This is a genomic window from Streptomyces sp. NPDC002588 (assembly GCF_040295925.1).
In the GTDB taxonomy this organism is placed as follows: Bacteria; Actinomycetota; Actinomycetes; order Streptomycetales; family Streptomycetaceae; genus Streptomyces.
The window spans coordinates 88503-111780 of the sequence record NZ_JBEOWF010000017.1 but is presented as its reverse complement, the minus strand read 5'-3'; the positions used below and the strand labels follow the sequence as shown (position 1 = coordinate 111780).

At 71.7% G+C, this 23278-nt stretch carries 19 protein-coding genes; 16 read left to right on the top strand and 3 right to left on the bottom strand.

Annotated elements, in window-relative coordinates; all coding sequences use genetic code 11:
* Window positions 1–144 precede the first annotated feature (144 nt).
* On the bottom strand, window positions 145–645 hold the full coding sequence (gene bldD / locus ABT057_RS21055; RefSeq protein ID WP_009313753.1) for a transcriptional regulator BldD: 501 nt from the start codon (window positions 643–645) through the stop codon (window positions 145–147).
* Between the two features lie 253 nt (window positions 646–898).
* Here bldD and pyrR point away from each other — a divergent pair, with 253 nt between their 5' ends.
* The 14 genes from pyrR to ABT057_RS20985 all read left to right on the top strand — a co-directional run bounded on the left by pyrR (window position 899) and on the right by ABT057_RS20985 (window position 17444).
* On the top strand, window positions 899–1456 hold the full coding sequence (gene pyrR / locus ABT057_RS21050; RefSeq protein ID WP_352344599.1) for a bifunctional pyr operon transcriptional regulator/uracil phosphoribosyltransferase PyrR: 558 nt from the start codon (window positions 899–901) through the stop codon (window positions 1454–1456).
* Between the two features lie 85 nt (window positions 1457–1541).
* Window positions 1542–2519 carry an aspartate carbamoyltransferase catalytic subunit gene (locus tag ABT057_RS21045; protein WP_352344598.1) on the top strand — a complete coding sequence of 326 codons (978 nt, stop codon included), beginning with the start codon at window positions 1542–1544 and terminating at the stop codon, window positions 2517–2519.
* 5 nt (window positions 2520–2524) lie between these two features.
* On the top strand, window positions 2525–3811 hold the full coding sequence (locus ABT057_RS21040; protein ID WP_352344597.1) for a dihydroorotase: 1287 nt from the start codon (window positions 2525–2527) through the stop codon (window positions 3809–3811).
* Window positions 3808–4380: a PH-like domain-containing protein gene (locus tag ABT057_RS21035; RefSeq protein WP_352344596.1), complete on the top strand. Its 573-nt coding sequence runs from the start codon at window positions 3808–3810 to the stop codon at window positions 4378–4380. The genes ABT057_RS21040 and ABT057_RS21035 overlap by 4 nt, the downstream gene beginning before the upstream one ends.
* Window positions 4377–5519 (top strand): glutamine-hydrolyzing carbamoyl-phosphate synthase small subunit, encoded by a 1143-nt coding sequence (gene carA / locus ABT057_RS21030; RefSeq protein ID WP_352344595.1) that lies wholly within the window; start codon window positions 4377–4379, stop codon window positions 5517–5519. The genes ABT057_RS21035 and carA overlap by 4 nt, the downstream gene beginning before the upstream one ends.
* Window positions 5512–8820, top strand: coding sequence for a carbamoyl-phosphate synthase large subunit (carB, locus tag ABT057_RS21025; protein ID WP_352344594.1), 3309 nt, complete (start codon window positions 5512–5514; stop codon window positions 8818–8820). Before carA ends, carB begins: the two co-directional genes overlap by 8 nt.
* Before the next feature lie 51 nt (window positions 8821–8871).
* The gene (locus ABT057_RS21020; RefSeq protein ID WP_352344593.1) at window positions 8872–9978 is read left to right on the top strand and encodes a quinone-dependent dihydroorotate dehydrogenase; all 1107 of its coding nucleotides are present in this window, start codon (window positions 8872–8874) and stop codon (window positions 9976–9978) included.
* Window positions 9975–10817, top strand: coding sequence for an orotidine-5'-phosphate decarboxylase (gene pyrF, locus ABT057_RS21015; RefSeq protein ID WP_352344592.1), 843 nt, complete (start codon window positions 9975–9977; stop codon window positions 10815–10817). The genes ABT057_RS21020 and pyrF overlap by 4 nt, the downstream gene beginning before the upstream one ends.
* A gap of 279 nt (window positions 10818–11096) precedes the next feature.
* Entirely contained in the window at window positions 11097–11420 is a 324-nt protein-coding gene (locus tag ABT057_RS21010) for an integration host factor (protein WP_003977346.1), read from the top strand.
* Between the two features lie 60 nt (window positions 11421–11480).
* Window positions 11481–12074, top strand: a complete 594-nt coding sequence (gene gmk, locus ABT057_RS21005) for a guanylate kinase (protein ID WP_352344591.1) — start codon at window positions 11481–11483, stop codon at window positions 12072–12074.
* A gap of 28 nt (window positions 12075–12102) precedes the next feature.
* Window positions 12103–12375, top strand: coding sequence for a DNA-directed RNA polymerase subunit omega (gene rpoZ, locus ABT057_RS21000; RefSeq protein ID WP_003988945.1), 273 nt, complete (start codon window positions 12103–12105; stop codon window positions 12373–12375).
* Between the two features lie 117 nt (window positions 12376–12492).
* The gene (gene coaBC / locus ABT057_RS20995) at window positions 12493–13695 is read left to right on the top strand and encodes a bifunctional phosphopantothenoylcysteine decarboxylase/phosphopantothenate--cysteine ligase CoaBC (protein ID WP_352344768.1); all 1203 of its coding nucleotides are present in this window, start codon (window positions 12493–12495) and stop codon (window positions 13693–13695) included.
* 240 nt (window positions 13696–13935) lie between these two features.
* Entirely contained in the window at window positions 13936–15147 is a 1212-nt protein-coding gene (gene metK / locus ABT057_RS20990; protein ID WP_352344590.1) for a methionine adenosyltransferase, read from the top strand.
* A gap of 143 nt (window positions 15148–15290) precedes the next feature.
* Entirely contained in the window at window positions 15291–17444 is a 2154-nt protein-coding gene (locus ABT057_RS20985; RefSeq protein WP_352344589.1) for a primosomal protein N', read from the top strand.
* A gap of 177 nt (window positions 17445–17621) precedes the next feature.
* On the opposite strand, the gene ABT057_RS20980 is transcribed toward ABT057_RS20985, so the two are convergent.
* Complete coding sequence (locus ABT057_RS20980) at window positions 17622–18203, bottom strand: hypothetical protein (RefSeq protein ID WP_352344588.1); 582 nt, start codon at window positions 18201–18203, stop codon at window positions 17622–17624.
* A gap of 238 nt (window positions 18204–18441) precedes the next feature.
* Here ABT057_RS20980 and fmt point away from each other — a divergent pair, with 238 nt between their 5' ends.
* Together fmt and ABT057_RS20970 are read left to right on the top strand one after the other, a co-directional pair.
* On the top strand, window positions 18442–19374 hold the full coding sequence (fmt, locus tag ABT057_RS20975; RefSeq protein WP_352344587.1) for a methionyl-tRNA formyltransferase: 933 nt from the start codon (window positions 18442–18444) through the stop codon (window positions 19372–19374).
* 283 nt (window positions 19375–19657) lie between these two features.
* The gene (locus ABT057_RS20970; protein WP_352344586.1) at window positions 19658–21085 is read left to right on the top strand and encodes an RsmB/NOP family class I SAM-dependent RNA methyltransferase; all 1428 of its coding nucleotides are present in this window, start codon (window positions 19658–19660) and stop codon (window positions 21083–21085) included.
* On the opposite strand, the gene ABT057_RS20965 is transcribed toward ABT057_RS20970, so the two are convergent.
* Window positions 21066–23219, bottom strand: a complete 2154-nt coding sequence (locus tag ABT057_RS20965; RefSeq protein ID WP_352344585.1) for an MMPL family transporter — start codon at window positions 23217–23219, stop codon at window positions 21066–21068. The genes ABT057_RS20970 and ABT057_RS20965 overlap by 20 nt on opposite strands.
* Window positions 23220–23278: the final 59 nt, after the last annotated feature.

Here is a 23278-nt window from a genome sequence, read left to right as displayed (position 1 = left end):
TTGCAGCCAGGGGGATCGTGGCACAAGAGGCTGTCCGCGAGGACGGGATCTGCGAGGATGAGAGAACCACAAAGGCCCTTGGCGCGGCACCGGATGGCACCGCCCCAAGGGCTGTGACGTTTCTGCGGGGCGTGCCCCCGGGGCTCAGCTCTCCTCGTGGGAGACCGCGCGGCGCGCGTCCGCGTCCAGCACGCCCCAGCTGATCAGCTGCTCGGTGAGGACCGAGGGCGACTGGTCGTAGATGACGGCGAGCGTGCGCAGGTCGTCCTGGCGGATCGACAGCACCTTGCCGTTGTAGTCACCGCGCTGGGACTGGATCGTCGCCGCGTAGCGCTGCAGGGGGCCGGCCTTCTCGACCGGCACGTGGGCCAGCCGCTCCAGGTCGAGGACCAGCTTCGGCGGGGGCTCGGCCGCCCCGCCCGGCGTGGTGCCCGGCAGCAGTTCCTGCACGGGGACGCCGTAGAAATCCGCCAGCTCGGCAAGGCGCTGTACGGTCACGGCGCGGTCGCCGCGCTCGTACGAACCGACCACGACGGCCTTCCAGCGTCCCTGGGACTTCTCCTCGACACCGTGGAGGGAAAGGCCCTGCTGGGTGCGGATCGCCCGGAGCTTGGCCCCGAGCTGTTTGGCGTATTCGCTGGACATATAGCTCCCCGGCACTGGGTCGACGCGGTCGGCTCTGGTTCCGGACCGCGCGGCTGGTAACTCATTGTGAGGTTACGCAGCGTGATTCTTCTGCGTCAAGCCGAATGGTCCACACCGACTCTTCCGTGGTAGCGATGGCCGATTACGCCAAGGGGGTGATCCGGGACCTCTCGGGCGGCTGCTACGGTGGATGGCGCAAACCCGACGTCCTTTAAGGTCCGTCCCGTGAGGCGGAGAAGGAGGTCCCTTTTTCATGGACTCCCAAGCATCCGATGCGCGGCCCGTTCTCGAAGGCCCCGACATCGCGCGGGTACTGACCCGCATCGCCCACGAGATCGTCGAACGTGCCAAGGGCGCCGACGACGTGGTGCTCCTCGGCATCCCCACCCGCGGCGTATTCCTCGCCCAGCGGCTCGCAGCCAAGCTCGAGCAGGTCACCGACCGCAAGATCCCGGTCGGCTCCCTCGACATCACCATGTACCGAGACGACCTGCGCATGCACCCGCCGCGTGCGCTGGCCCGCACCGAGATCCCCGGTGACGGCCTCGACGGCAAGCTGGTCGTCCTCGTCGACGACGTGCTCTTCTCCGGCCGCACCATCCGTGCCGCCCTCGACGCCCTGAACGACATCGGGCGCCCGCGCGCGGTCCAGCTCGCGGTCCTCGTCGACCGCGGCCACCGCGAACTGCCCATCCGCGCCGACTACGTCGGCAAGAACCTCCCCACGTCGCTGCGGGAGACGGTCAAGGTCCTGCTCGCCGAGGAGGACGGTCGCGACACCGTGCTGCTCGGTGTGAAGCAGCCCCAGTAGCGGACGGAGCGTGCCCGCCGCCCCGGCGCGCCCTCGCCTGCCCGGAATCTCCCTGATACCTGAACTGCCTTACGGAGCCTGACAGATGCAGCGTCATCTCATCTCGGCCGCCGACCTCACCCGCGACGACGCCGTCCTGATCCTCGACACCGCCGAGGAGATGGCCCGGGTCGCCGACCGGCCCATCAAGAAACTGCCGACCCTGCGCGGCCGCACGATCGTCAACCTCTTCTTCGAGGACTCCACGCGCACGCGTATCTCGTTCGAAGCCGCCGAGAAGCGTCTCTCCGCGGACGTCATCAACTTCTCCGCCAAGGGTTCCAGCGTCTCCAAGGGCGAGTCGCTGAAGGACACCGCGCAGACGCTGGAGGCCATGGGCGTCGACGCCGTCGTCATCCGGCACGGCGCCTCCGGAGCCCCCTATCGCCTGGCCAACTCGGGCTGGATCGACGCGGCCGTCGTCAACGCGGGCGACGGCACCCACCAGCACCCCACACAGGCGCTGCTCGACGCCTTCACCATGCGCCGCCGACTGGTCGGCCGGGACGCCGGGATCGGCCGGGACCTGGCCGGCAAGCGGATCACCGTCGTCGGCGACGTCCTGCACAGCCGGGTCGCCCGCTCCAACGTCGACCTGCTGCACACCCTCGGCGCCGAGGTCACCCTCGTCGCCCCGCCCACCCTGATCCCGGTCGGCGTCGAGACCTGGCCCTGCGAGGTGTCGTACGACCTCGACAGCACGCTGCCCAAGTCCGACGCCGTGATGATGCTGCGCGTGCAGCGCGAACGGATGAACGCCGCGTTCTTCCCGACCGAGCGCGAGTACTCGCGGCGCTACGGCCTCGACGGCGACCGCATGGCGCGGATGCCCGAGCACGCCATCGTGATGCACCCCGGCCCGATGGTCCGCGGCATGGAGATCACCGCCGAGGTCGCCGACTCCGACCGCTGCACCGTCGTCGAACAGGTCGCCAACGGCGTGTCGATCCGGATGGCCGTTCTCTATCTGCTCCTCGGGGGCAACGAACCCGCCATCTCCCACACCCGTATCGAGGAGAAGTAGGACACATGAGCAAGATCCTGATCCGTGGTGCGAAGGTGCTCGGCGGGGACCCGCAGGACGTCCTGATCGACGGTTCGGTCATCGAGGCCGTCGGGACCGGGCTCCCGGACGACGGCGCCGAGATCGTCGAGGCCGCCGGCAAGGTGCTGCTGCCCGGGCTCGTCGACCTGCACACCCATCTGCGCGAGCCGGGCCGCGAGGACTCCGAGACGGTCCTGACCGGTACGCGGGCCGCCGCGAGCGGCGGCTACACCGCCGTGTTCGCCATGGCCAACACCTTCCCCGTCGCCGACACCGCCGGGGTCGTCGAGCAGGTCTACCGGCTCGGCCAGGACCACGGCTACTGCGACGTGCAGCCGATCGGCGCCGTCACCGTCGGTCTGGAGGGCAGGAAGCTCGCGGAACTCGGCGCCATGCACGAGTCGGCGGCCGGGGTCACCGTCTTCTCCGACGACGGCAAGTGCGTCGACGACGCGGTGATCATGCGCCGCGCCCTCGAGTACGTGAAGGCCTTCGGCGGGGTCGTCGCCCAGCACGCCCAGGAGCCGCGGCTGACCGAGGGCGCCCAGATGAACGAGGGCGTCGTCTCCGCCGAACTGGGGCTCGGGGGCTGGCCCGCGGTGGCCGAAGAATCGATCATCGCCCGGGATGTCCTGCTCGCCGAGCACGTCGGCTCCCGCGTCCACATCTGCCACCTCTCCACCGCCGGGTCCGTCGAGATCGTCCGCTGGGCCAAGTCCCGCGGCATCGACGTCACCGCCGAGGTCACCCCGCACCACCTGCTCCTCACCGACGAGCTGGTCCGCACGTACGACCCGGTCTACAAGGTGAACCCGCCGCTGCGCACCGAGCGTGACGTGCTCGCTCTGCGCGAGGCGCTCGCCGACGGCACGATCGACATCGTCGCCACGGACCACGCCCCGCACCCGCACGAGGACAAGGACTGCGAGTGGGCCGCCGCCGCCATGGGCATGGTCGGCCTGGAGACCGCGTTGTCGGTGGTCCAGGAGACGATGGTGGAGACGGGCCTGCTCGACTGGACCGGGGTCGCCGACCGCATGTCCTTCAAGCCCGCCGAGATCGGCCGGGCGCAGGGGCACGGGCGTCCCGTCTCGGCTGGTGAGCCCGCCAACCTCACGCTCGTCGACACGGCATACCGTGGGTCCGTGGACCCCGCGGGCTTCGCCTCGCGCAGCCGGAACACCCCGTACGAGGGGCGTGAGCTGCCGGGCCGTGTGACGCACACGTGGCTCAGGGGCAAGGCCACGCTCGTCGACGGGAAACTCACGTGACATCTGCAGCACTACTGCTCGCGGCCGGGAAACAATCGGCCCAAGTGACCGACTGGGCCGCGCGCGTCGGCTGGGTGGCCGGCCTCGGCCTGTTCGTCGCACTCGTCTACTGGCTGATGCGCGAGGGCTGGAAGTGGCGCGGCACGCTCCAGGGAGACATCCCCGAGCTGCCCGCCGCGCCGGACGACCCCGGCCCGGTGAAACTGAGCATGAGCGGCCGCTACCACGGGTCCACCACCGCCGGGCAGTGGCTCGACCGCATCGTGGCGCACGGCCTCGGCACCCGCAGCCGGGTCGAGCTGACGCTCACCGACGCGGGACTGGACGTCGTACGGCCCGGCGCGACCGACTTCTTCGTCCCGGCCGCCGCACTGCGCGAGGCACTGCTCGGCAAGGGCATCGCCGGCAAGGTCCTCACCGAGGGCGGACTGCTCGTGGTGACCTGGGCGCACGGCGACAAGCTGATCGACTCCGGTTTCCGGTCCGACCACGCGGCCGAGCACACCGAGTGGGTCGAGACCATCAATTCCATGATCAAGAACAACACGACGGAAGGCGCCGAACGATGACGACCTCCACTAGGGGAGCCGCCAGGGTTCCCGCGGTACTCGTCCTGGAGGACGGCCGCACGTTCCGCGGCCGGGCCTACGGGGCCGTGGGGGAGACCTTCGGCGAAGCGGTGTTCTCCACCGGGATGACCGGCTACCAGGAGACCCTGACCGACCCGTCGTACGACCGCCAGATCGTCGTCGCGACAGCCCCCCAGATCGGCAACACCGGCTGGAACGACGAGGACGACGAGTCCAGCCGCATCTGGGTCTCCGGCTACGTCGTGCGCGACCCCGCGCGCGTGCCGTCCAACTGGCGAGCCAAGCGCTCCCTGGACGACGCGCTGGTCGAGCAGGAGATCGTCGGGATCTCCGGCATCGACACCCGCGCCCTCACCCGCCACCTGCGCGAGCGCGGCTCCATGCGGGCCGGCATCTTCTCCGGCGAGGCGATCGGCTCGGAGGCCGAACTCGTCGCGCGCGTGCAGTCCCAGCCGCACATGAAGGGCGCGAGCCTCTACGAGGAGGTCGCCACCAAGGAGGCCTACGTCGTCCCCGCGGTCGGCGAGAAGAGGTTCACGGTCGCGGCCGTCGACCTCGGCATCAAGGGCATGACCCCGCACCGCATGGCCGAGCGCGGCATCGAGGTGCACGTCCTCCCGGCCACGGCCACGGAGGAGGACCTCTACGCGGTCGCCCCCGACGGGGTCTTCTTCTCCAACGGCCCCGGCGACCCGGCCACCGCCGACGGCCCGGTCGCCCTCATGACCGCCGTGCTGAAGCGGAGGACGCCGCTGTTCGGCATCTGCTTCGGCAACCAGATCCTCGGCCGCGCCCTCGGCTTCGGCACCTACAAGCTGAAGTACGGCCACCGGGGCATCAACCAGCCGGTCCAGGACCGTACGACCGGCAAGGTCGAGGTCACCGCACACAACCACGGCTTCGCCGTGGACGCGCCGCTCGACCGGGTCAGCGAGACGCCCTTCGGCCGCGCCGAGGTGTCCCACGTCTGTCTGAACGACGACGTCGTGGAGGGGCTGCGGCTGATCGACCAGCCGGCCTTCTCCGTCCAGTACCACCCCGAAGCGGCAGCCGGCCCGCACGACGCCGCCTACCTGTTCGACCGCTTCGTATCCCTGATGGAGGGCCAGCGTGCCTAAGCGCACCGATATCCAGTCCGTCCTGGTCATCGGCTCCGGCCCGATCGTCATCGGCCAGGCCGCCGAGTTCGACTACTCCGGCACACAGGCGTGCCGGATCCTGCGGGCCGAGGGCCTGCGCGTCGTCCTGGTCAACTCCAACCCTGCGACGATCATGACCGACCCGGAGATCGCCGACGCCACCTACGTCGAGCCGATCACCCCCGAGTTCGTCGAGAAGATCATCGCCAAGGAGCGCCCCGACGCGCTGCTGCCCACCCTTGGCGGTCAGACGGCCCTCAACACGGCCATCTCGCTGCACGAGAACGGCGTCCTGGAGAAGTACGGCGTCGAGCTGATCGGCGCCAATGTGGCGGCGATCCACAAGGGCGAGGACCGCGACCAGTTCAAGGCGGTCGTGGAGGAGGTCCGCCGCAAGATCGGGCACGGTGAGTCCGCCCGGTCCGTGATCTGCCACACCATGGACGAGGTCGTCGCCGGCGTGGACACGCTCGGCGGCTACCCGGTCGTCGTCCGCCCGTCCTTCACGATGGGCGGCGCCGGGTCCGGCTTCGCCCACGACGAGGAGGAGCTGCGCCGCATCGCAGGCCAGGGCCTCACCCTCTCGCCGACCACCGAGGTGCTCCTCGAGGAGTCCATCCTCGGCTGGAAGGAGTACGAGCTGGAGCTGATGCGCGACAAGCACGACAACGTCGTGGTCGTCTGCTCCATCGAGAACTTCGACCCCATGGGCGTGCACACCGGCGACTCGATCACGGTCGCGCCCGCGATGACCCTGACCGACCGCGAGTACCAGATCCTGCGCGACATCGGCATCGCCGTCATCCGCGAGGTCGGCGTCGACACCGGCGGCTGCAACATCCAGTTCGCGGTGAACCCCGAGGACGGTCGCGTGATCGTCATCGAGATGAACCCGCGCGTGTCGCGGTCCTCGGCCCTCGCCTCCAAGGCCACCGGCTTCCCGATCGCCAAGATCGCGGCCAAGCTCGCCGTCGGCTACACCCTCGACGAGATCCCGAACGACATCACACAGGAGACCCCGGCCTCCTTCGAGCCGACGCTCGACTACGTGGTCGTGAAGGCCCCGCGGTTCGCCTTCGAGAAGTTCCCGAGCGCCGACTCCACCCTCACCACCACCATGAAGTCGGTGGGTGAGGCCATGGCCATCGGCCGCAACTTCACCGAGGCCTTCCAGAAGACGCTGCGCTCGCTCGAGAAGAAGGGCAGCCAGTTCACCTTCGTCGGCGAGCCGGGCGACAAGGACGAGCTGCTGCGCGAGGCCGTGCGTCCCACCGACGGCCGGATCAACACCGTCATGCAGGCCGTCCGCGCGGGCGCCACGCCCGAGGAGGTCTTCGAGTACACGAAGATCGACCCCTGGTTCGTCGACCAGCTCTTCCTGATCAAGGAGCTCGCGGACGAGCTGGCCGCCGCCGACCGACTGGACGCCGACCTGCTCGCCGAGGCCAAGCGGCACGGCTTCTCCGACCAGCAGATCGGCGAGATCCGCGGCCTGCGCGAGGACGTCGTGCGCGAGGTGCGCCACGCGCTGGGGGTCCGCCCCGTCTTCAAGACGGTCGACACCTGCGCCGCCGAGTTCGCCGCGAGGACGCCGTACTTCTACTCCTCCTACGACGAGGAGAGCGAGGTCGCGCCCCGCGAGAAGCCCGCGGTGATCATCCTGGGCTCGGGCCCGAACCGCATCGGCCAGGGCATCGAGTTCGACTACTCCTGCGTCCACGCGTCCTTCGCGCTGTCCGACGCCGGGTACGAGACGGTGATGGTCAACTGCAACCCGGAGACCGTCTCCACGGACTACGACACCTCCGACCGCCTGTACTTCGAGCCGCTGACGCTCGAGGACGTGCTGGAGATCGTCCACGCGGAGGCGCAGGCCGGCCCGATCGCCGGTGTCGTCGTCCAGCTCGGCGGCCAGACCCCGCTGGGTCTCGCGCAGGCCCTGAAGGACAACGGCGTGCCGATCGTCGGCACCTCTCCCGAGGCCATCCACGCGGCCGAGGACCGGGGCGCCTTCGGGCGGGTCCTCGCCGAGGCGGGCCTGCCCGCCCCGAAGCACGGCACGGCCACCACCTTCGCCGAGGCCAAGGCCATCGCCGACGAGATCGGCTACCCGGTGCTGGTCCGTCCCTCCTACGTTCTCGGCGGCCGGGGCATGGAGATCGTCTACGACGAGACCCGCCTGTCGTCCTACATCGCCGAGTCCACCGAGATCAGCCCCACCCGGCCGGTCCTGGTCGACCGGTTCCTCGACGACGCCATCGAGATCGACGTCGACGCGCTGTACGACGGCGAGGAGCTGTACCTCGGCGGTGTGATGGAGCACATCGAGGAGGCCGGCATCCACTCCGGCGACTCGGCCTGCGCCCTGCCCCCGATCACCCTCGGCGGCTTCGACATCAAGCGCCTGCGCGCCTCCACCGAGGCCATCGCGAAGGGCGTCGGCGTCCGGGGCCTGATCAACATCCAGTTCGCCATGGCCGGGGACATCCTCTACGTCCTGGAGGCCAACCCGCGCGCGTCCCGTACGGTCCCCTTCACCTCGAAGGCGACCGCGGTACCGCTGGCCAAGGCCGCCGCCCGGATCTCGCTGGGCGCGAGCATCGCCGAACTGCGCGCCGAGGGCCTCCTCCCGGCGACCGGGGACGGCGGTGAACTGCCGCTGGACGCGCCGATCTCCGTCAAGGAGGCCGTGATGCCGTGGACCCGCTTCCGGGACACCTCCGGCCGCGGCGTCGACACCGTCCTGGGCCCGGAGATGCGCTCCACCGGCGAGGTCATGGGCATCGACTCGGTCTTCGGCACGGCCTACGCCAAGTCGCAGGCCGGCGCCTACGGCCCGCTGCCCACCAAGGGCCGCGCGTTCATCTCGGTCGCCAACCGCGACAAGCGGTCGATGATCTTCCCGGCGCGCGAACTGGTCGCCCACGGCTTCGAACTGCTCGCCACCTCCGGCACCGCCGAGGTCCTCAAGCGCAACGGCATCAACGCCACCGTCGTGCGCAAGCAGTCCGAGGGCACCGGTCCGAACGGCGAGAAGACCATCGTCCAGCACATCCACGACGGCGAGGTCGACCTCATCGTCAACACCCCGTACGGCACCGGCGGCCGCCTCGACGGCTACGAGATCCGTACGGCGGCCGTGGCGCGGTCCGTGCCGTGCCTGACGACCGTCCAGGCGCTCGCCGCCGCCGTCCAGGGCATCGACGCCCTCAACCACGGCGACGTGGGGGTCCGTTCGCTCCAGGAACACGCACAGCATCTGACCGCGGCCCGCGACTAGCAGCCCGGAGGGGGACACCGGAAACGGTGTCCCCCTCTGCACGAGGGAACCATGTACAAGTTCGTCTTCAGTCTCGTCTTCAAACGGATGGACCCGGAGCAGGCCCACCACCTGGCCTTCCGCTGGATCCGGCTCGCCGTCCGCATCCCCGTGCTGCGCACCTTCGTCGCGGCCGCCCTGGCCCCCCGCCACAAGGAACTGCGCACCGAGGCCCTGGGCCTGCGGATGCACGGCCCCTTCGGGCTCGCCGCCGGCTTCGACAAGAACGCGGTAGCGATCGACGGCATGGCGATGCTGGGCTTCGACCACGTCGAGATCGGCACGGTCACCGGGGAGCCGCAGCCCGGCAACCCCGGGAAGCGGCTCTTCCGGCTCGTGAAGGACCGGGCGCTCATCAACCGCATGGGCTTCAACAACGAGGGCTCGCTGGCCGTCGCCGCGCGCCTGGCCTCCCGTACCCCGGTGTTCCGGACGGTCGTGGGCGTCAACATCGGCAAGACCAAGGCCGTACCGGAGAAGGAGGCGGTCGGCGACTACGTGAAGTCGGCCGAGCGGCTCGCGCCGTACGCCGACTACCTGGTCGTGAACGTGTCCTCGCCGAACACGCCGGGCCTGCGCGACCTGCAGGCCACCGAGGCGCTGCGGCCGCTGCTGAGCGCCGTGCGGGAGGCCGCCGACCGGGCGGTGCCCTCGCGCCGGGTCCCGTTGCTGGTGAAGATCGCCCCGGACCTCGCCGACGAGGACGTGGACGCGGTCGCCGATCTCGCGGTGGAACTCGGCCTGGACGGGATCATCGCCACGAACACCACCATCGCGCGCGAGGGACTCGGTCTGACATCCGAACCCTCCCTCGTGAAGGAGACCGGCGGTCTGTCCGGGGCGCCGCTCAAGGCGCGCTCCCTGGAGGTGCTGCGGCGCCTGTACGCGCGCGTGGGCGACCGGATCACCCTGGTGGGGGTCGGCGGCATCGAGAACGCCGAGGACGCCTGGCAGCGCATCCTGGCCGGCGCCACGCTGGTGCAGGGCTACAGCGCCTTCATCTACGAGGGGCCGTTCTGGGGCCGCGCCATCCACAAGGGGCTCGCCACCCGTCTGCGCACGAGCCCGTACGCCACCCTCGCCGACGCGGTCGGCGCCGACGTCAGGAGGACGGCATGACCCTGGAGCCCTTCGGCGCGCGCCTGCGCCGGGCGATGGACGAGCGCGGCCCCCTGTGCGTCGGGATCGACCCGCACGCCTCCCTGCTTCTCGAGTGGGGCCTGAGCGACGACGTGGCGGGCCTGGAGCGGTTCAGCCGCACGGTCGTCGAGGCGGTGGCCGACCGGGTCGCCGTGCTGAAGCCGCAGAGCGCGTTCTTCGAACGGTTCGGCTCGCGCGGGATCGCCGTCCTGGAGAAGTCCGTCCAGGAGGCGCGGGCCGCCGGCGCCCTGGTCGTCATGGACGCCAAGCGCGGCGACATCGGTTCGACGATGGCCGCCTACGCCGAGTCCTTCCTGCACAAGGACGCTCCCCTGTTCTCGGACGCGCTGACCGTCTCGCCGTACCTCGGCTACGGCTCGCTCGGCCCCGCCGTCGCGCTGGCCCGGGAGAACGGCACCGGTCTCTTCGTGCTGGCGCTGACCTCCAACCCCGAGGGCGGCGAGGTCCAGCACGCCGTGCGGGCGGACGGCCGTGACGTCGGCGCGACGATGCTGGCGCACCTCGCGGCCGAGAACGCGGGGGAGGAGCCGCTCGGTTCCTTCGGGGCCGTCGTCGGGGCCACGCTCGGCGATCTGTCGTCGTACGACCTCGACATCGGCGGTCCGCTCCTCGCGCCCGGAGTCGGCGCCCAGGGGGCCACCGCGGCGGACCTTCCCGGGGTCTTCGGCGACGCGCTGCGCAACGTCGTGCCGAACGTCAGCCGGGGAGTGTTGCGGCACGGTCCCGACGCGGTCGCGCTGCGTGACGCCGCGCGGCGCTTCACGGACGAGATCCGGGCGGCGACGACGGTGGCCTGACGGCCGGCCCGGGCGGATTTCAAACCTCCGATGAGTGCTTCGCAGCCGATTTGAGGCTGGATACATTCTCAAATCCGGGGCACTATGTCTGAAATATACCGTCCTGCCAGAGGCTGACCAGGACTTTTCCTCTGTTCTCGCTGACTCAGGCGGACTTGGCCGCTAGTCTCCGAGCAGGGTGAACGGGCAGCGCGTGTTGCTCGTACCTCCCCAGGTGTGGGGCGACTAGGTTCCTCACCGGTCCGTATCCGACAGTTCGACATCCGAGGTGACGTAGGCGTGGCTCTTCCGCCCCTTACCCCCGAACAGCGCGCAGCCGCGCTCGAAAAGGCCGCCGCGGCTCGCCGGGAGCGGGCCGAGGTCAAGAATCGACTCAAGCACTCCGGCGCCTCCCTGCACGAGGTCATCAAGCAGGGCCAGGAGAACGACGTCATCGGCAAGATGAAGGTCTCCGCGCTGCTCGAGTCCCTGCCGGGCGTGGGCAAGGTCCGCGCAAAGCAGATCATGGAGCGACTCGGCATTTCCGAGAGCCGCCGCGTGCGCGGTCTCGGTTCCAACCAGATCGCCTCCCTGGAGCGTGAGTTCGGCAGCACCGGCTCCTGACCCCGGCACCGCCCGGGAAGGGAGTCCCGGGCACTCCGGGATTGCTGGAATAATCGCTGCATGGCTGTAACACTCCGGGGGACGACCCCCGAACCCCCGGACGCACGTCCGCGGCTGACCGTGCTCTCCGGCCCCTCAGGGGTCGGCAAGAGCACGGTCGTCGCTCATATGCGCAAGGAACACCCCGAGGTCTGGCTCTCGGTGTCGGCGACGACCCGCAAGCCCCGCCCGGGTGAGAAGCACGGGGTCCACTACTTCTTCGTCACCGACGACGAGATGGACAAGCTGATCGCCAACGGCGAGCTGCTGGAGTGGGCCGAGTTCGCGGGCAACCGCTACGGCACGCCGCGCGCCGCCGTGATCGAGCGGCTGGACCGGGGCGAGCCCGTGCTGCTGGAGATCGACCTCCAGGGCGCCCGGCTCGTCCGTGAGTCGATGCCCGAGGCGCAACTGGTCTTCCTGGCCCCGCCGAGCTGGGAGGAACTCGTGCGCCGGCTCACCGGCCGGGGCACCGAATCGAAGGACGTCATCGAGCGCCGTCTCGACGCAGCCAGGATCGAGCTGGCCGCCGAGGCCGAGTTCGACATCACCCTGGTCAACACCTCTGTCGAGGACGTAGCACGTGAGCTGCTAGCCTTGATGCAAGTTGTCTGATCTTTTATCCCACTTCGGAAGGTAGAGCGTGTCCTCTTCCATCTCCGCGCCCGAGGGCATCATCAACCCGCCGATCGACGAGCTCCTCGAGGCCACTGACTCGAAGTACAGCCTCGTGATCTACGCGGCCAAGCGGGCCCGCCAGATCAATGCGTACTACTCGCAGCTCGGCGAGGGCCTCCTCGAGTACGTCGGTCCGCTCGTCGACACCCACGTCCACGAGAAGCCGCTCTCGATCGCCCTCCGCGAGATCAACGCGGGTCTGCTGACGTCCGAGGCTGTCGAAGGCCCCGCGCAGTAGTGTTCACGGTTTGCGGTTGACTCATCCACAGGCCCGGCAGTCGCACTGCCGGGCCTGTGGTGTGTCATGGAGTCGTACGTTTCCGAGGTCCGGGAAGTGACGGTGCGGGGAGTGACGGTGGACAAGCCCAAGGTCGTGCTGGGGGTCAGCGGTGGCATCGCCGCCTACAAGGCCTGTGAGCTGCTGCGCAGACTGACCGAGTCCGGCCACGACGTCCGGGTGGTCCCCACCGCCTCCGCGCTGCACTTCGTCGGCGCCGCCACGTGGTCCGCGCTGTCCGGCAACCCGGTCTCCACCGAGGTCTGGGACGATGTCCACGAGGTCCCGCACGTCCGTATCGGCCAGCACGCCGACCTGGTCGTGGTCGCCCCGGCCACCGCCGACATGCTCGCCAAGGCCGCCCACGGCCTCGCCGACGACCTCCTCACCAACACCCTGCTCACGGCCCGCTGTCCCGTCGTGTTCGCGCCCGCGATGCACACCGAGATGTGGGAACACCCGGCCACCCAGGAGAACGTGGCGACTCTGCGCCGCCGCGGCGCGGTCGTGATCGAGCCCGCCGTCGGCCGCCTCACCGGCGTCGACACCGGCAAGGGCCGGCTGCCCGATCCCGCCGAGATCTTCGAGGTCTGCCGCCGCGTCCTGGCCCGGGGAGTGCGCGAGCCCGACCTCACCGGCAGGCACGTCGTGGTCAGCGCCGGCGGCACCCGCGAGCCGCTCGACCCGGTCCGCTTCCTCGGCAACCGCTCCTCGGGCAAACAGGGCTACGCCCTCGCCCGCACCGCCGCCGCGCGGGGCGCCCGCGTCACCCTGATCACCGCGAACACCGCCCTGCCCGACCCCGCGGGCGTCGACGTCGTCCAGGTCGGTACGGCCGTACAGCTGCGTGAGGCGGTCCTCAAGGCGGCGGCGAGCGCCGACGCGGTCGTGATGGCGGCCGCCGTCGCCGACTTCCGCCCCGGGACCTACGCCACCGGGAAGATCAAGAAGAAGGACGGGCAGGACCCCGAGCCGGTCGTCCTGGTACGGAATCCGGACATCCTCGCGGAGATCTCGGCCGATCGGCCCAGCCCCGGCCAGGTCGTCGTCGGCTTCGCCGCCGAGACCGACGACGTGCTGGCCAACGGCCGGGCCAAGCTGCGCCGCAAGGGGTGCGATCTGCTGGTGGTGAACGAGGTGGGGGAGCGTCGCACGTTCGGCTCAGAGGAGAACGAGGCGCTCGTCCTGGGCGCCGACGGCAGCGAGACCCCGGTGCCGCACGGCCCCAAGGAGGCCTTGGCCGAAATCGTGTGGGACCTGGTGACGACCCGCCTGACCTGACTGTTTGATGCGCAACGCCGTTCTCCCGCGGCTCGCCCGATTCGTGCGTGGCGCCCCTGGCCAAGCGTGCTCGGTATTCGGCAGAATGCCTGTGCCGCAGGTCACAGCGCTCCCGAGAGGCGAGACAGGTGGGCCCGTGGCGGGGCACGACCGATAAACTGTCCCCGGACGACTCCGGGCGCAGCTCCCGGCGCGTCCGCCAATGATCAGCCAGCAGCCGCTGCAACCCCAGGGAGCGTTGTGTCCCGTCGCCTTTTCACCTCGGAGTCCGTGACCGAGGGTCACCCCGACAAGATCGCTGACCAGATCAGCGACACCATCCTCGACGCTCTGCTGCGCGAGGACCCGACGTCCCGCGTCGCCGTGGAGACCCTGATCACGACCGGCCTGGTGCACGTGGCCGGTGAGGTCACCACCAAGGCCTACGCGCCGATCCCCCAGCTGGTCCGCGACAAGATCCTCGAGATCGGCTACGACTCCTCGAAGAAGGGCTTCGACGGCGCCTCCTGCGGCGTGTCGGTGTCCATCGGAGCGCAGTCCCCGGACATCGCGCAGGGCGTCGACACGGCGTACGAGTCCCGGGTCGAGGGTGAGGACGTCGACGAGCTCGACAAGCAGGGCGCCGGCGACCAGGGCCTGATGTTCGGCTACGCCTCCGATGAGACGCCGACCCTGATGCCGCTGCCGATCTTCTTGGCGCACCGCCTGTCGAAGCGCCTGTCGGACGTCCGCAAGAACGGGACCATCCCCTACCTGCGCCCCGACGGCAAGACCCAGGTCACCATCGAGTACGACGGCGACAAGGCCGTCCGCCTCGACACGGTCGTGGTCTCCTCGCAGCACGCCTCCGACATCGACCTGGACTCGCTGCTCGCCCCCGACATCCGCGAGTTCGTCGTGGAGCCGGAGCTGAAGGCGCTCCTGGACGAGGGCATCAAGCTCGACACCGAGAACTACCGCCTGCTGGTCAACCCGACCGGCCGCTTCGAGATCGGCGGCCCGATGGGCGACGCCGGCCTCACCGGCCGCAAGATCATCATCGACACCTACGGCGGTTTCGCCCGCCACGGCGGCGGCGCCTTCTCCGGCAAGGACCCGTCCAAGGTGGACCGCTCGGCCGCGTACGCGATGCGCTGGGTCGCGAAGAACATCGTCGCCGCGGGTCTCGCCTCGCGCTGCGAGGTCCAGGTCGCCTACGCGATCGGCAAGGCCGAGCCGGTCGGTCTGTTCGTCGAGACCTTCGGCACCGCCAAGATCGACACCGAGAAGATCGAGAAGGCCATCGACGAGGTCTTCGACCTGCGCCCGGCCGCGATCATCCGCGACCTCGACCTGCTGCGCCCGATCTACGCCCAGACCGCCGCCTACGGCCACTTCGGCCGTGAGCTGCCCGACTTCACGTGGGAGAACACGGACCGCGTGGAGGCGCTGCGCAAGGCCGCGGGGCTGTAGGGCACAGCACCGCCAGAGCATGTGACGGCGGCTCCCGGGACCACCTCGAAGTGGCGCCGGGAGCCGCCGTCGTCGTGCGTGGTCACGGCGCCGACGTGTTCCGCGGCCGGGGCGTTGTCAGTGGGGTTTGGAAGAATGCAGTCGTGAGCAGCGAGGACGGGCAGGGGGGCGGGGGCGCGGCCGGCGAGGGCACGCCTCCGGAGCAGCTCGCGCTGATCCGGGAGAGCGTGCGCAAGGCCAAGGAGCCCCGGGCCAAACCGCGCACCTGGCGGGGGGCGGCGCTGGCCGGGCACCTGCCGGTCGCGCGGGTCCTCGTCGACAAGGGCGTGCTCCATCTGGACCGGTACTTCGACTACGCGGTCCCGGCCGAGCTGGACGCCGACGCACAGCCGGGAGTGCGGGTGCGGGTGCGCTTCGGGGCCGGGCGGGGCCGGGTGCGCGAGGGGCGGCGCGAGGGCGGGGGCCTCATCGACGGGTTCCTCGTCGAGCGGCTCGCCGCGTCCGACTACTCCGGGCCGCTCGCGGCGCTCGCCCAGGTCGTGTCGCCCGAACCGGTGCTGAGCCCCGAGCTGCTGGGCCTGACGCGGGCCGTCGCCGACCGGTACGCGGGCAGCCTGGCGGACGTGCTCCAGCTCGCCGTACCGCCGCGCAACGCGCGCGCCGAACAGCGGCCCTCGCCCGCGCCGCTGCCCCCGCCTCCACCGCCGGAGCCCGGCTCCTGGGCACGGTACGAGCGGGGGAGCGTGTTCCTGGAGTCCCTGGCGTCCGGCGGCGCCCCGCGCGCCGTGTGGAACGCGCTGCCGGGGCCCGAGTGGAGCGAGGAGCTGGCGCGGGCCGTCGCCGCGACGCTGTCCTCCGGGCGTGGGGCGCTCGTCGTCCTGCCGGACGGGCGGGCGGCCGCGCGGGCCGACGCCGCGCTCACGGCCCTGCTGGGCGAGGGGCGGCACGCGCTGCTCACCGCGGACGCGGGGCCCGAGAAGCGGTACCGGGAGTGGCTCGCGGTGCGCCGGGGCGCGGTGCGGGCGGTCGTGGGGACCCGGGCCGCGATGTTCGCGCCGGTGCGGGACCTCGGTCTGGTCGCCCTGTGGGACGACGGCGACGACAGCCACAGCGAGCAGCACGCACCGCAGCCCCATGCCCGCGAGGTGCTGCTGCTGCGGGCCGCACAGGACGGCTGCGGGTTCCTGATGGGAGGCTGGAGCTGCACGGTGGAGGGCGCGCAGCTCGTCGAGAGCGGCTGGGCGAGGCCGCTGGTCGCCGCTCGGGAGCAGGTGCGGCGGGCCGCTCCGTTGGTGCGGACCGTGGGGGACCACGACCTGGCACGCGACGAGGCCGCGCGGGCCGCCCGGCTGCCCACCCTCGCCTGGCAGACGGTCCGGGACGGGCTGCGGCAGGGGCCGGTGCTCGTCCAGGTGCCGCGGCGGGGGTACGTGCCGCGGCTGGCGTGTGAGCAGTGCCGGGCCGCCGCCCGGTGCCGGCACTGCGCGGGGCCGTTGGAGGCGCAAGGCGACGACGTGCTCCGGTGCGGGTGGTGCGGCCGCGAGGAGGGCGCCTGGCACTGCCCGGAGTGCGGCTCGTTCCGGCTGCGGGCCCAGGTCGTGGGTGCGCGGCGGACCGCCGAGGAGCTCGGGCGGGCCTTTCCCGCCGTACCGGTGCGGACCTCCGGGCGGGAGCATGTGCTGGACACGGTGCCCGGGGCGCCCGCGCTGGTGGTGAGCACACCGGGGGCCGAGCCGGTGGCCGAGGGCGGATACGCGGCGGCGCTGCTGCTGGACGGCTGGGCCATGCTGGGGCGGCCCGATCTGCGGGCCGGGGAGGACGCGCTGCGCCGCTGGATCGCGGCCGGCGCGCTGGTGCGGCCGCAGGAGAAGGGCGGGACCGTGGTCGTCGTCGCCGAGCCGACCCTGCGGCCCGTGCAGGCGCTGGTGCGGTGGGATCCCGTCGGGCATGCGCTGCGGGAGCTCGCGGAGCGGGCCGAGCTGGGGTTCCCGCCAGTGTCCCGGATGGCGGCGGTGTCGGGTACGGCGGAGGCGCTGGCCGCGTTCCTCGGGGCGGTCGAGATGCCCCCGGAGGCGGAGGTGCTGGGACCGGTGCCGGTACCGGCCGCGTCCCCGGGGCGGCCTCGGCGGCCGGGGGCACCGCCGCCCGGGGAGCAGTGGGAGCGGGCGCTGATCCGGGTACCGCCGGGGCGGGGGGCGGCACTGGCCGGGGCGCTGAAGGCGGCACAGGCGGCTCGGATGGCCAGGGGCGGAGAGGAGGCCGTGCGGGTGCGGATCGATCCGGCGGACATCGGGTGAGGACGGGGTGCGGGCGCGGCGGGGCCGCGGGCGGTGCGGTCCCACGAGGGGCGGCGCGTCCTCGGCGGCGGCTCGCCACCGTCCCCGGTCACCGGGAGGGCTGCCCGTCGGCGGAGCGCCGCGGATGTGCGGCCGCCCTCTCGGAAGGGGCCGAGAGGGCACGGTGAGGGGGGTGCGTCAGCCGTTGCGGGGGCCGGGGAAGGCGGTCGGTCTCGCCTCTTCGCGCAGGGACGGGCTGCCCGCCGTCGGCTGCGTCGGCATGGACCGGGCGGCGGGGACGGTCGGGACCGTGGGGACAGCGGGGACCGGGGGGACCGGGGGGACGGCGGGGATGCCCGTGTTCATGCTGACCGTGCGGGTGCCGCCGGTGGGCTCCGGTGCCCGTTCTGCCTCGGCGGGTGCCTGGGCGGCGGCGCGGCGGGCGCCGTAGCGGCGGTGGACCGCCTGCTTGGTGACCCCGAGCGCGGAGCCCACCGCGTCCCACGAGAAGCCGAGCGAACGGTCGAAGTCCACCGCCGCGGTCACCAGCGTCTCGACGCTGTCGCGGAGTTCCTGGGCGAGGCGGACCGTCGGGGCGGGGGCGCGTCCGTAGACGACGAAGCCCGTGGCGGGGCCGGAGCGGCGTGGACGGTAGACATTGCCCAGTTGGGCGGTGAGGGTGCGCAGTGCGTCCACCTGCCGGCGGACCCGCTCGATGTCCCGCACCAGCAAGTGCAGGCTGGCCCGGGCCTGGGCGTCGTGGGTTGCGTGGTCGGCCATGAACAAGCCTCTCGAACCGGCGTTGAAGACAAGGTCAACGAAGAGAAGGTCAACTCTTTCTTGACCAACGCGGGTTCGCTCCGCTGGTCACGGTGTGGGGGCGTATGGGCATATGCGTACGCCCCCGGCGTGCCGGCCTCCCGCCGCCCCATAAACTTGTGCGTTGCCCCACATCCGTTCAGCCGCATCCGCCGTATCCGTTCAGCCGTATCCGTACAGCAGAGAGGTCCGTCCGCTGATGAAGCTCGTCTTCGCCGGTACCCCCGAGGTCGCCGTTCCCGCTCTGGACGCCCTGCTCGCTTCCGGGCGGCATGAGGTGGCCGCCGTGGTGACGCGGCCCGACGCACCGGCCGGGCGGGGGCGGAGGCTGGTGGCTTCTCCGGTCGCGCAGCGGGCCGAGGAAGCCGGCATCGAGGTGCTGAAGCCCGGCCGGCCCCGGGAACCGGAGTTCCTGGAGCGGCTCAGGCAGATCGCGCCCGACTGCTGTCCCGTGGTCGCCTACGGCGCGCTGCTGCCCCGCGTCGCCCTCGACATCCCCGCCCACGGCTGGGTCAACCTGCACTTCTCGCTGCTGCCCGCCTGGCGCGGCGCCGCGCCGGTACAGCATGCCGTCATGGCGGGGGACGAGATCACCGGGGCGTCGACGTTCCTGATCGAGGAGGGGCTCGACTCCGGTCCGGTCTACGGCACCGTCACCGAGGAGGTCCGGCCCACCGACACCAGCGGTGACCTGCTCACCCGGCTCGCCTTCGCCGGCGCCGGGCTGCTCGCGGCGACCATGGACGGTATCGAGGACGGCCGGCTGAAGGCCGTACCGCAGCCCGCCGAGGGGATCACTCTCGCACCCAAGATCACCGTCGAGGACGCGCAGGTCGACTGGGCCACGCCCGCGCTGCGGGTCGACCGCGTCGTGCGCGGATGCACCCCGGCTCCCGGCGCCTGGACCACCTTCCGCGGTGAGCGGCTCAAGCTCATCCAGGTGAAGCCGGCCGCCGAGCGGACCGACCTCGCGCCCGGCGCGCTCGCCGTCGGCAAGAACAGCGTCCACACCGGCACCGGCTCCTACGCCGTGGAACTGGTGTGGGTGCAGGCCCAGGGCAAGAAGCCGATGCGGGCGGCGGACTGGGCGCGCGGGGTGCGCATCGGCGACGGGGAGACCCTCGGCGGCTGAGGGCTCCCCCGTGATCCCCGGCGGGCGCGCGGCGTCAGATGCGGCACCTCGCCGCGTTGTCGGAACTTCCACAAGGCGGCCGACATGGCCCTGCGAAGCCGGCCGCCTTCCCGACGGCCCCGACGACCGAGGGCGCCGGCCGAGGACGACCGGGTGAGCGCCCCGGGCAGGTCCGCGAAGCCGCGCTGTCCGCCCGGAGGACACCCGGGACCCGTCCTGGCGGCGACGGGGGCGACGTACGCTGTCGGTGTCTTCCATCCTGCAATCCGGAGCACATTTTCTCGTGAGCGAGCAGCCCCACCGTCCCCGTAAACCCGGCAAGCCCTACCGTCGGCCCCAGAAGGATCCCGTCCGCATCCTCGCCTTCGAGGCGCTGCGGGCCGTGGACGAGCGGGACGCCTACGCCAACCTCGTGCTGCCGCCGCTGCTGCGCAAGGCCCGCGAGAAGGAGGGGCCCGACAAGTTCGACGCGCGGGACGCGGCGCTGGCGACCGAGCTGGTCTACGGGACGCTGCGGCGGCAGGGGACGTACGACGCCGTCATCGCCGCCTGTGTGGACCGGCCGCTGCGAGAGGTCGACCCGCCGGTGCTGGACGTGCTCAGCCTCGGGGTGCACCAGCTGCTCGGGACCCGGATCCCGACGCACGCCGCGGTGTCCGCCTCCGTCGAACTGGCGCGCGTGGTGCTCGGCGACGGGCGGGCCAAGTTCGTCAACGCCGTGCTGCGCAAGGTCGCGCAGGACGATCTCGACGGCTGGCTGGAGAAGGTCGCGCCGCCCTATGACGAGGATCCCGAGGACCATCTCGCCGTGGTGCACTCGCATCCCCGGTGGATCGTCTCCGCTCTGTGGGACTCGCTCGGCGGCGGGCGCGCCGGCATCGAGGAACTGCTCGAGGCCGACAACGAGCGGCCCGAGGTGACGCTGGTGGCGCGCCCCGGGCGGGCCACGACCGGGGAGCTGCTGCGGGAGGAGGCCGCCGTCGCCGGGCGCTGGTCGCCGTACGCCGTGCGGCTCACCGAGGGCGGGGAGCCGGGGGCCGTGGACGCCGTACGGGAGGGGCGGGCCGGCGTGCAGGACGAGGGCAGTCAGCTGGTCGCGCTGGCTCTCGCGAACGCGCCGGTCGAGGGCGAGGACCGGCGGTGGCTCGACGGGTGCGCCGGGCCCGGGGGCAAGGCGGCGCTGCTCGCCGCCCTCGCCGCCGAGCGCGGGGCCACCCTGCTCGCCTCCGAGAAGCAGCCGCACCGGGCCGGTCTCGTGGCGAAGGCGCTGGACGGCAATCCCGGGCCCTACCAGGTGATCGCCGCCGACGGGACGCGGCCGCCGTGGCGGCCCGGGGTCTTCGACCGCGTGCTGATGGACGTGCCGTGCACGGGGCTCGGCGCGCTGCGGCGCCGGCCCGAGGCCCGGTGGCGGCGCAGGCCGGAGGACCTCGACGGGTTCGCGCCGTTGCAGCGGGGGTTGCTGCGCACCGCGCTGGAGTCGGTGCGCGTCGGGGGTGTCGTCGCGTACGCCACCTGCTCGCCGCATCTCGCCGAGACCCGGGCCGTGGTCGCGGACGTGCTCAAGCAGTTCCCGCAGGCCGAGCTCTTCGACGCGCGTCCGCTGCTGCCGGGCCTGCCGGCGCTCGGCGACGGGCCCGACGTCCAGCTGTGGCCGCATCTGCACGGCACCGACGCCATGTATCTGGCGCTCATCCGCCGGACCGGGTGACCTGCGGTTCCTGCGCGGTGGCCGCGGACCCGTCCTCCCGGGCCAGCCGGTGCGGCCACCACACCTTCGGACCGACGTCCAGGAACAGCGCCGGGACCAGCACGGACCGTACGACGAAGGTGTCCAGGAGGACGCCGAGCGCGACGGCGAAACCGATCTCGGCGAAGGCGACCATGGGGAGCGTGCCGAGGGCGGCGAAGGTGCCCGCGAGCACCAGGCCCGCGGAGGTGATGACCGCGCCGGTCGTGGCCAGACCTGTCATCACGCCCTCTCGTGTGCCCTGGCGGGTCGCCTCCTCGCGGATCCGGGTGGTCAGGAAGATGTTGTAGTCGATGCCGAGGGCCACCAGGAAGACGAAGACGAAGAGCGGGAAGTCCGTCGACTCGCCCGCGTAGTCGAAGATGTGGCGGAACGCCAGCGCGCTGAGGCCCAGTGCCGACGCGAAGGACAGGATCACGGTCCCGACCAGCAGCAGCGGGGCGACCAGGGCGCGCAGCAGGCCGCAGAGGATCAGCAGGACCACGCCCAGGACCAGCGGGATGATCAGCAGGTTGTCGTGGGTGGTCGCCCTGTCCATGTCGAGCAGGGCCGCGGTGCCGCCGCCCACCTGGGCATCGGCGTCGGGCACCGCGTGCACGGCGTCCCGGACCCGCTCCACGGTCTGTTTCGCGGCCTCGCTGTCCGCGGGCGCGGTCATGGTCGCCTCGAACAGCACCTTGCCCTCGTGGAGGGGTTTCGTGCCGGGCGGGAGGCCGAGGGACGTCGGCACGACCCCCTTCGTGGCCGCCACCGTCTGGCCGACCTGGCGGGCCTGGGTCTGGTCGGAGACGATCACCAGCGGGTCGCCGCTGCCCGCCGGGAAGTACTCCTCGGACACCTCCTGGCCGGTGATCGAGTCGGGTTTGCCGGTGAAGGCGTCCGCGTTGCTGATGCCTTCCGCCCGCAGCTGGATCAGGCCGAGCGAGCAGACCGCCAGGACCAGCGCGGTCACGGCCCAGATCATGCGCGGGCGGGCGGCGATGCCGCGGCCCGTGCGAGCCCAGAATCCGCTCTTGCTGGGGTCCGGTGCGCCCACGTGCGGGATCACCGGCCAGAAGATCCAGCGGCCGCAGATCACCAGCAGGGCGGGGAACAGCGTGATCATCGCGACCAGCGCCACCGCCACGCCGATGGCGGCCACCGGGCCGAGGCCGGCCGTGGAGTTCATCTCGGCGGCCATCAGCACGAGCATGCTCAGCACGACCGTGGCGCCCGAGGCCAGCACCGCCGGGCCCGCCCGGTGCAGGGCCAGGGCCATCGCCTCGTGGCGGTCCTCGTGACGGCGCAGTTCCTCCCGGTAGCGGGCCACGAGCAGCAGCGCGTAGTCGGTGCCCGCGCCGAAGACGAGCACGGTGAGGATGCCGGCGCTCTGGCCGTTCACCGTCAGGCCGGCGTTCGTGGCCAGGAAGTAGATCAGCGCCTGGGCCGTGAACAGTGCGACGACGACGCCGAGCAGCGGGGCGAGGATGAGGGTGGGACTGCGGTAGGTGATCAGGAGCATCACGATGACCACGCCCATCGCCGACAGCAGCAGTGTCGAGTCGATGCCCTCGAAGGCCTTGGAGAAGTCGGCCGAGGTGCCGCCGGGCCCGGTGATGTGCACGGCCAGGCCCGCGCCGCCTTTGCCGACCACGTCCCGGATCGAGTCGACGGCCGGGGCGATCCGCTCCCAGCCCTTCTCGTCCATGGTGATCGGGACGTAGATCTGCGCGGCACGGGGGTCGGTCCGGCGGTCGTAGACCGGGCCGCGGGTCTCGGCGCCCCGGATACCGTGGTCGGTGAGCTGCTTGACCTGTGCCGCGTCCGCGGTGATCCGCGCACGGTCCTGGACGGTCAGGCCGTCGGCACGGGCGTAGACGACGACAGCCGGGATCTGCTCGGGCCGGAAGTCCTTCGAGATCTCCAGGACCTGGGTGGACTCCGCCGACCCGGGCAGCCAGGAGGCCGCGTCGTTGTCCTGGGCGTCGGTGAGCTTCGAGGCGAAGGGCGCCATCAGAAACAGCACCACCAGCCACAACGCCAGCACCAGCCACTTGGCCCGCCGTCCGCAGACGAGGTGCGCGATGCCCGGTTTCCCGGTCGTGTTCACGGTCATGACCGCCCCCAGGGCCGTGTGTGCCCCGTCCACCACGATCGACGGAGGAGACCGGTGCC

What these genes read in the sequence shown, in the direction of transcription:
- bldD (WP_009313753.1), bottom strand. Translation starts at nt 645, where the DNA reads ATGTCCAGCGAATACGCCAAACAGCTCGGGGCCAAGCTCCGGGCGATC.
- pyrR (WP_352344599.1), top strand. Translation starts at nt 899, where the DNA reads ATGGACTCCCAAGCATCCGATGCGCGGCCCGTTCTCGAAGGCCCCGAC.
- ABT057_RS21045 (WP_352344598.1), top strand. Translation starts at nt 1,542, where the DNA reads ATGCAGCGTCATCTCATCTCGGCCGCCGACCTCACCCGCGACGACGCC.
- ABT057_RS21040 (WP_352344597.1), top strand. Translation starts at nt 2,525, where the DNA reads ATGAGCAAGATCCTGATCCGTGGTGCGAAGGTGCTCGGCGGGGACCCG.
- carA (WP_352344595.1), top strand. Translation starts at nt 4,377, where the DNA reads ATGACGACCTCCACTAGGGGAGCCGCCAGGGTTCCCGCGGTACTCGTC.
- ABT057_RS21020 (WP_352344593.1), top strand. Translation starts at nt 8,872, where the DNA reads ATGTACAAGTTCGTCTTCAGTCTCGTCTTCAAACGGATGGACCCGGAG.
- pyrF (WP_352344592.1), top strand. Translation starts at nt 9,975, where the DNA reads ATGACCCTGGAGCCCTTCGGCGCGCGCCTGCGCCGGGCGATGGACGAG.
- gmk (WP_352344591.1), top strand. Translation starts at nt 11,481, where the DNA reads ATGGCTGTAACACTCCGGGGGACGACCCCCGAACCCCCGGACGCACGT.
- ABT057_RS20980 (WP_352344588.1), bottom strand. Translation starts at nt 18,203, where the DNA reads ATGGCCGACCACGCAACCCACGACGCCCAGGCCCGGGCCAGCCTGCAC.
- fmt (WP_352344587.1), top strand. Translation starts at nt 18,442, where the DNA reads ATGAAGCTCGTCTTCGCCGGTACCCCCGAGGTCGCCGTTCCCGCTCTG.
- ABT057_RS20965 (WP_352344585.1), bottom strand. Translation starts at nt 23,219, where the DNA reads ATGACCGTGAACACGACCGGGAAACCGGGCATCGCGCACCTCGTCTGC.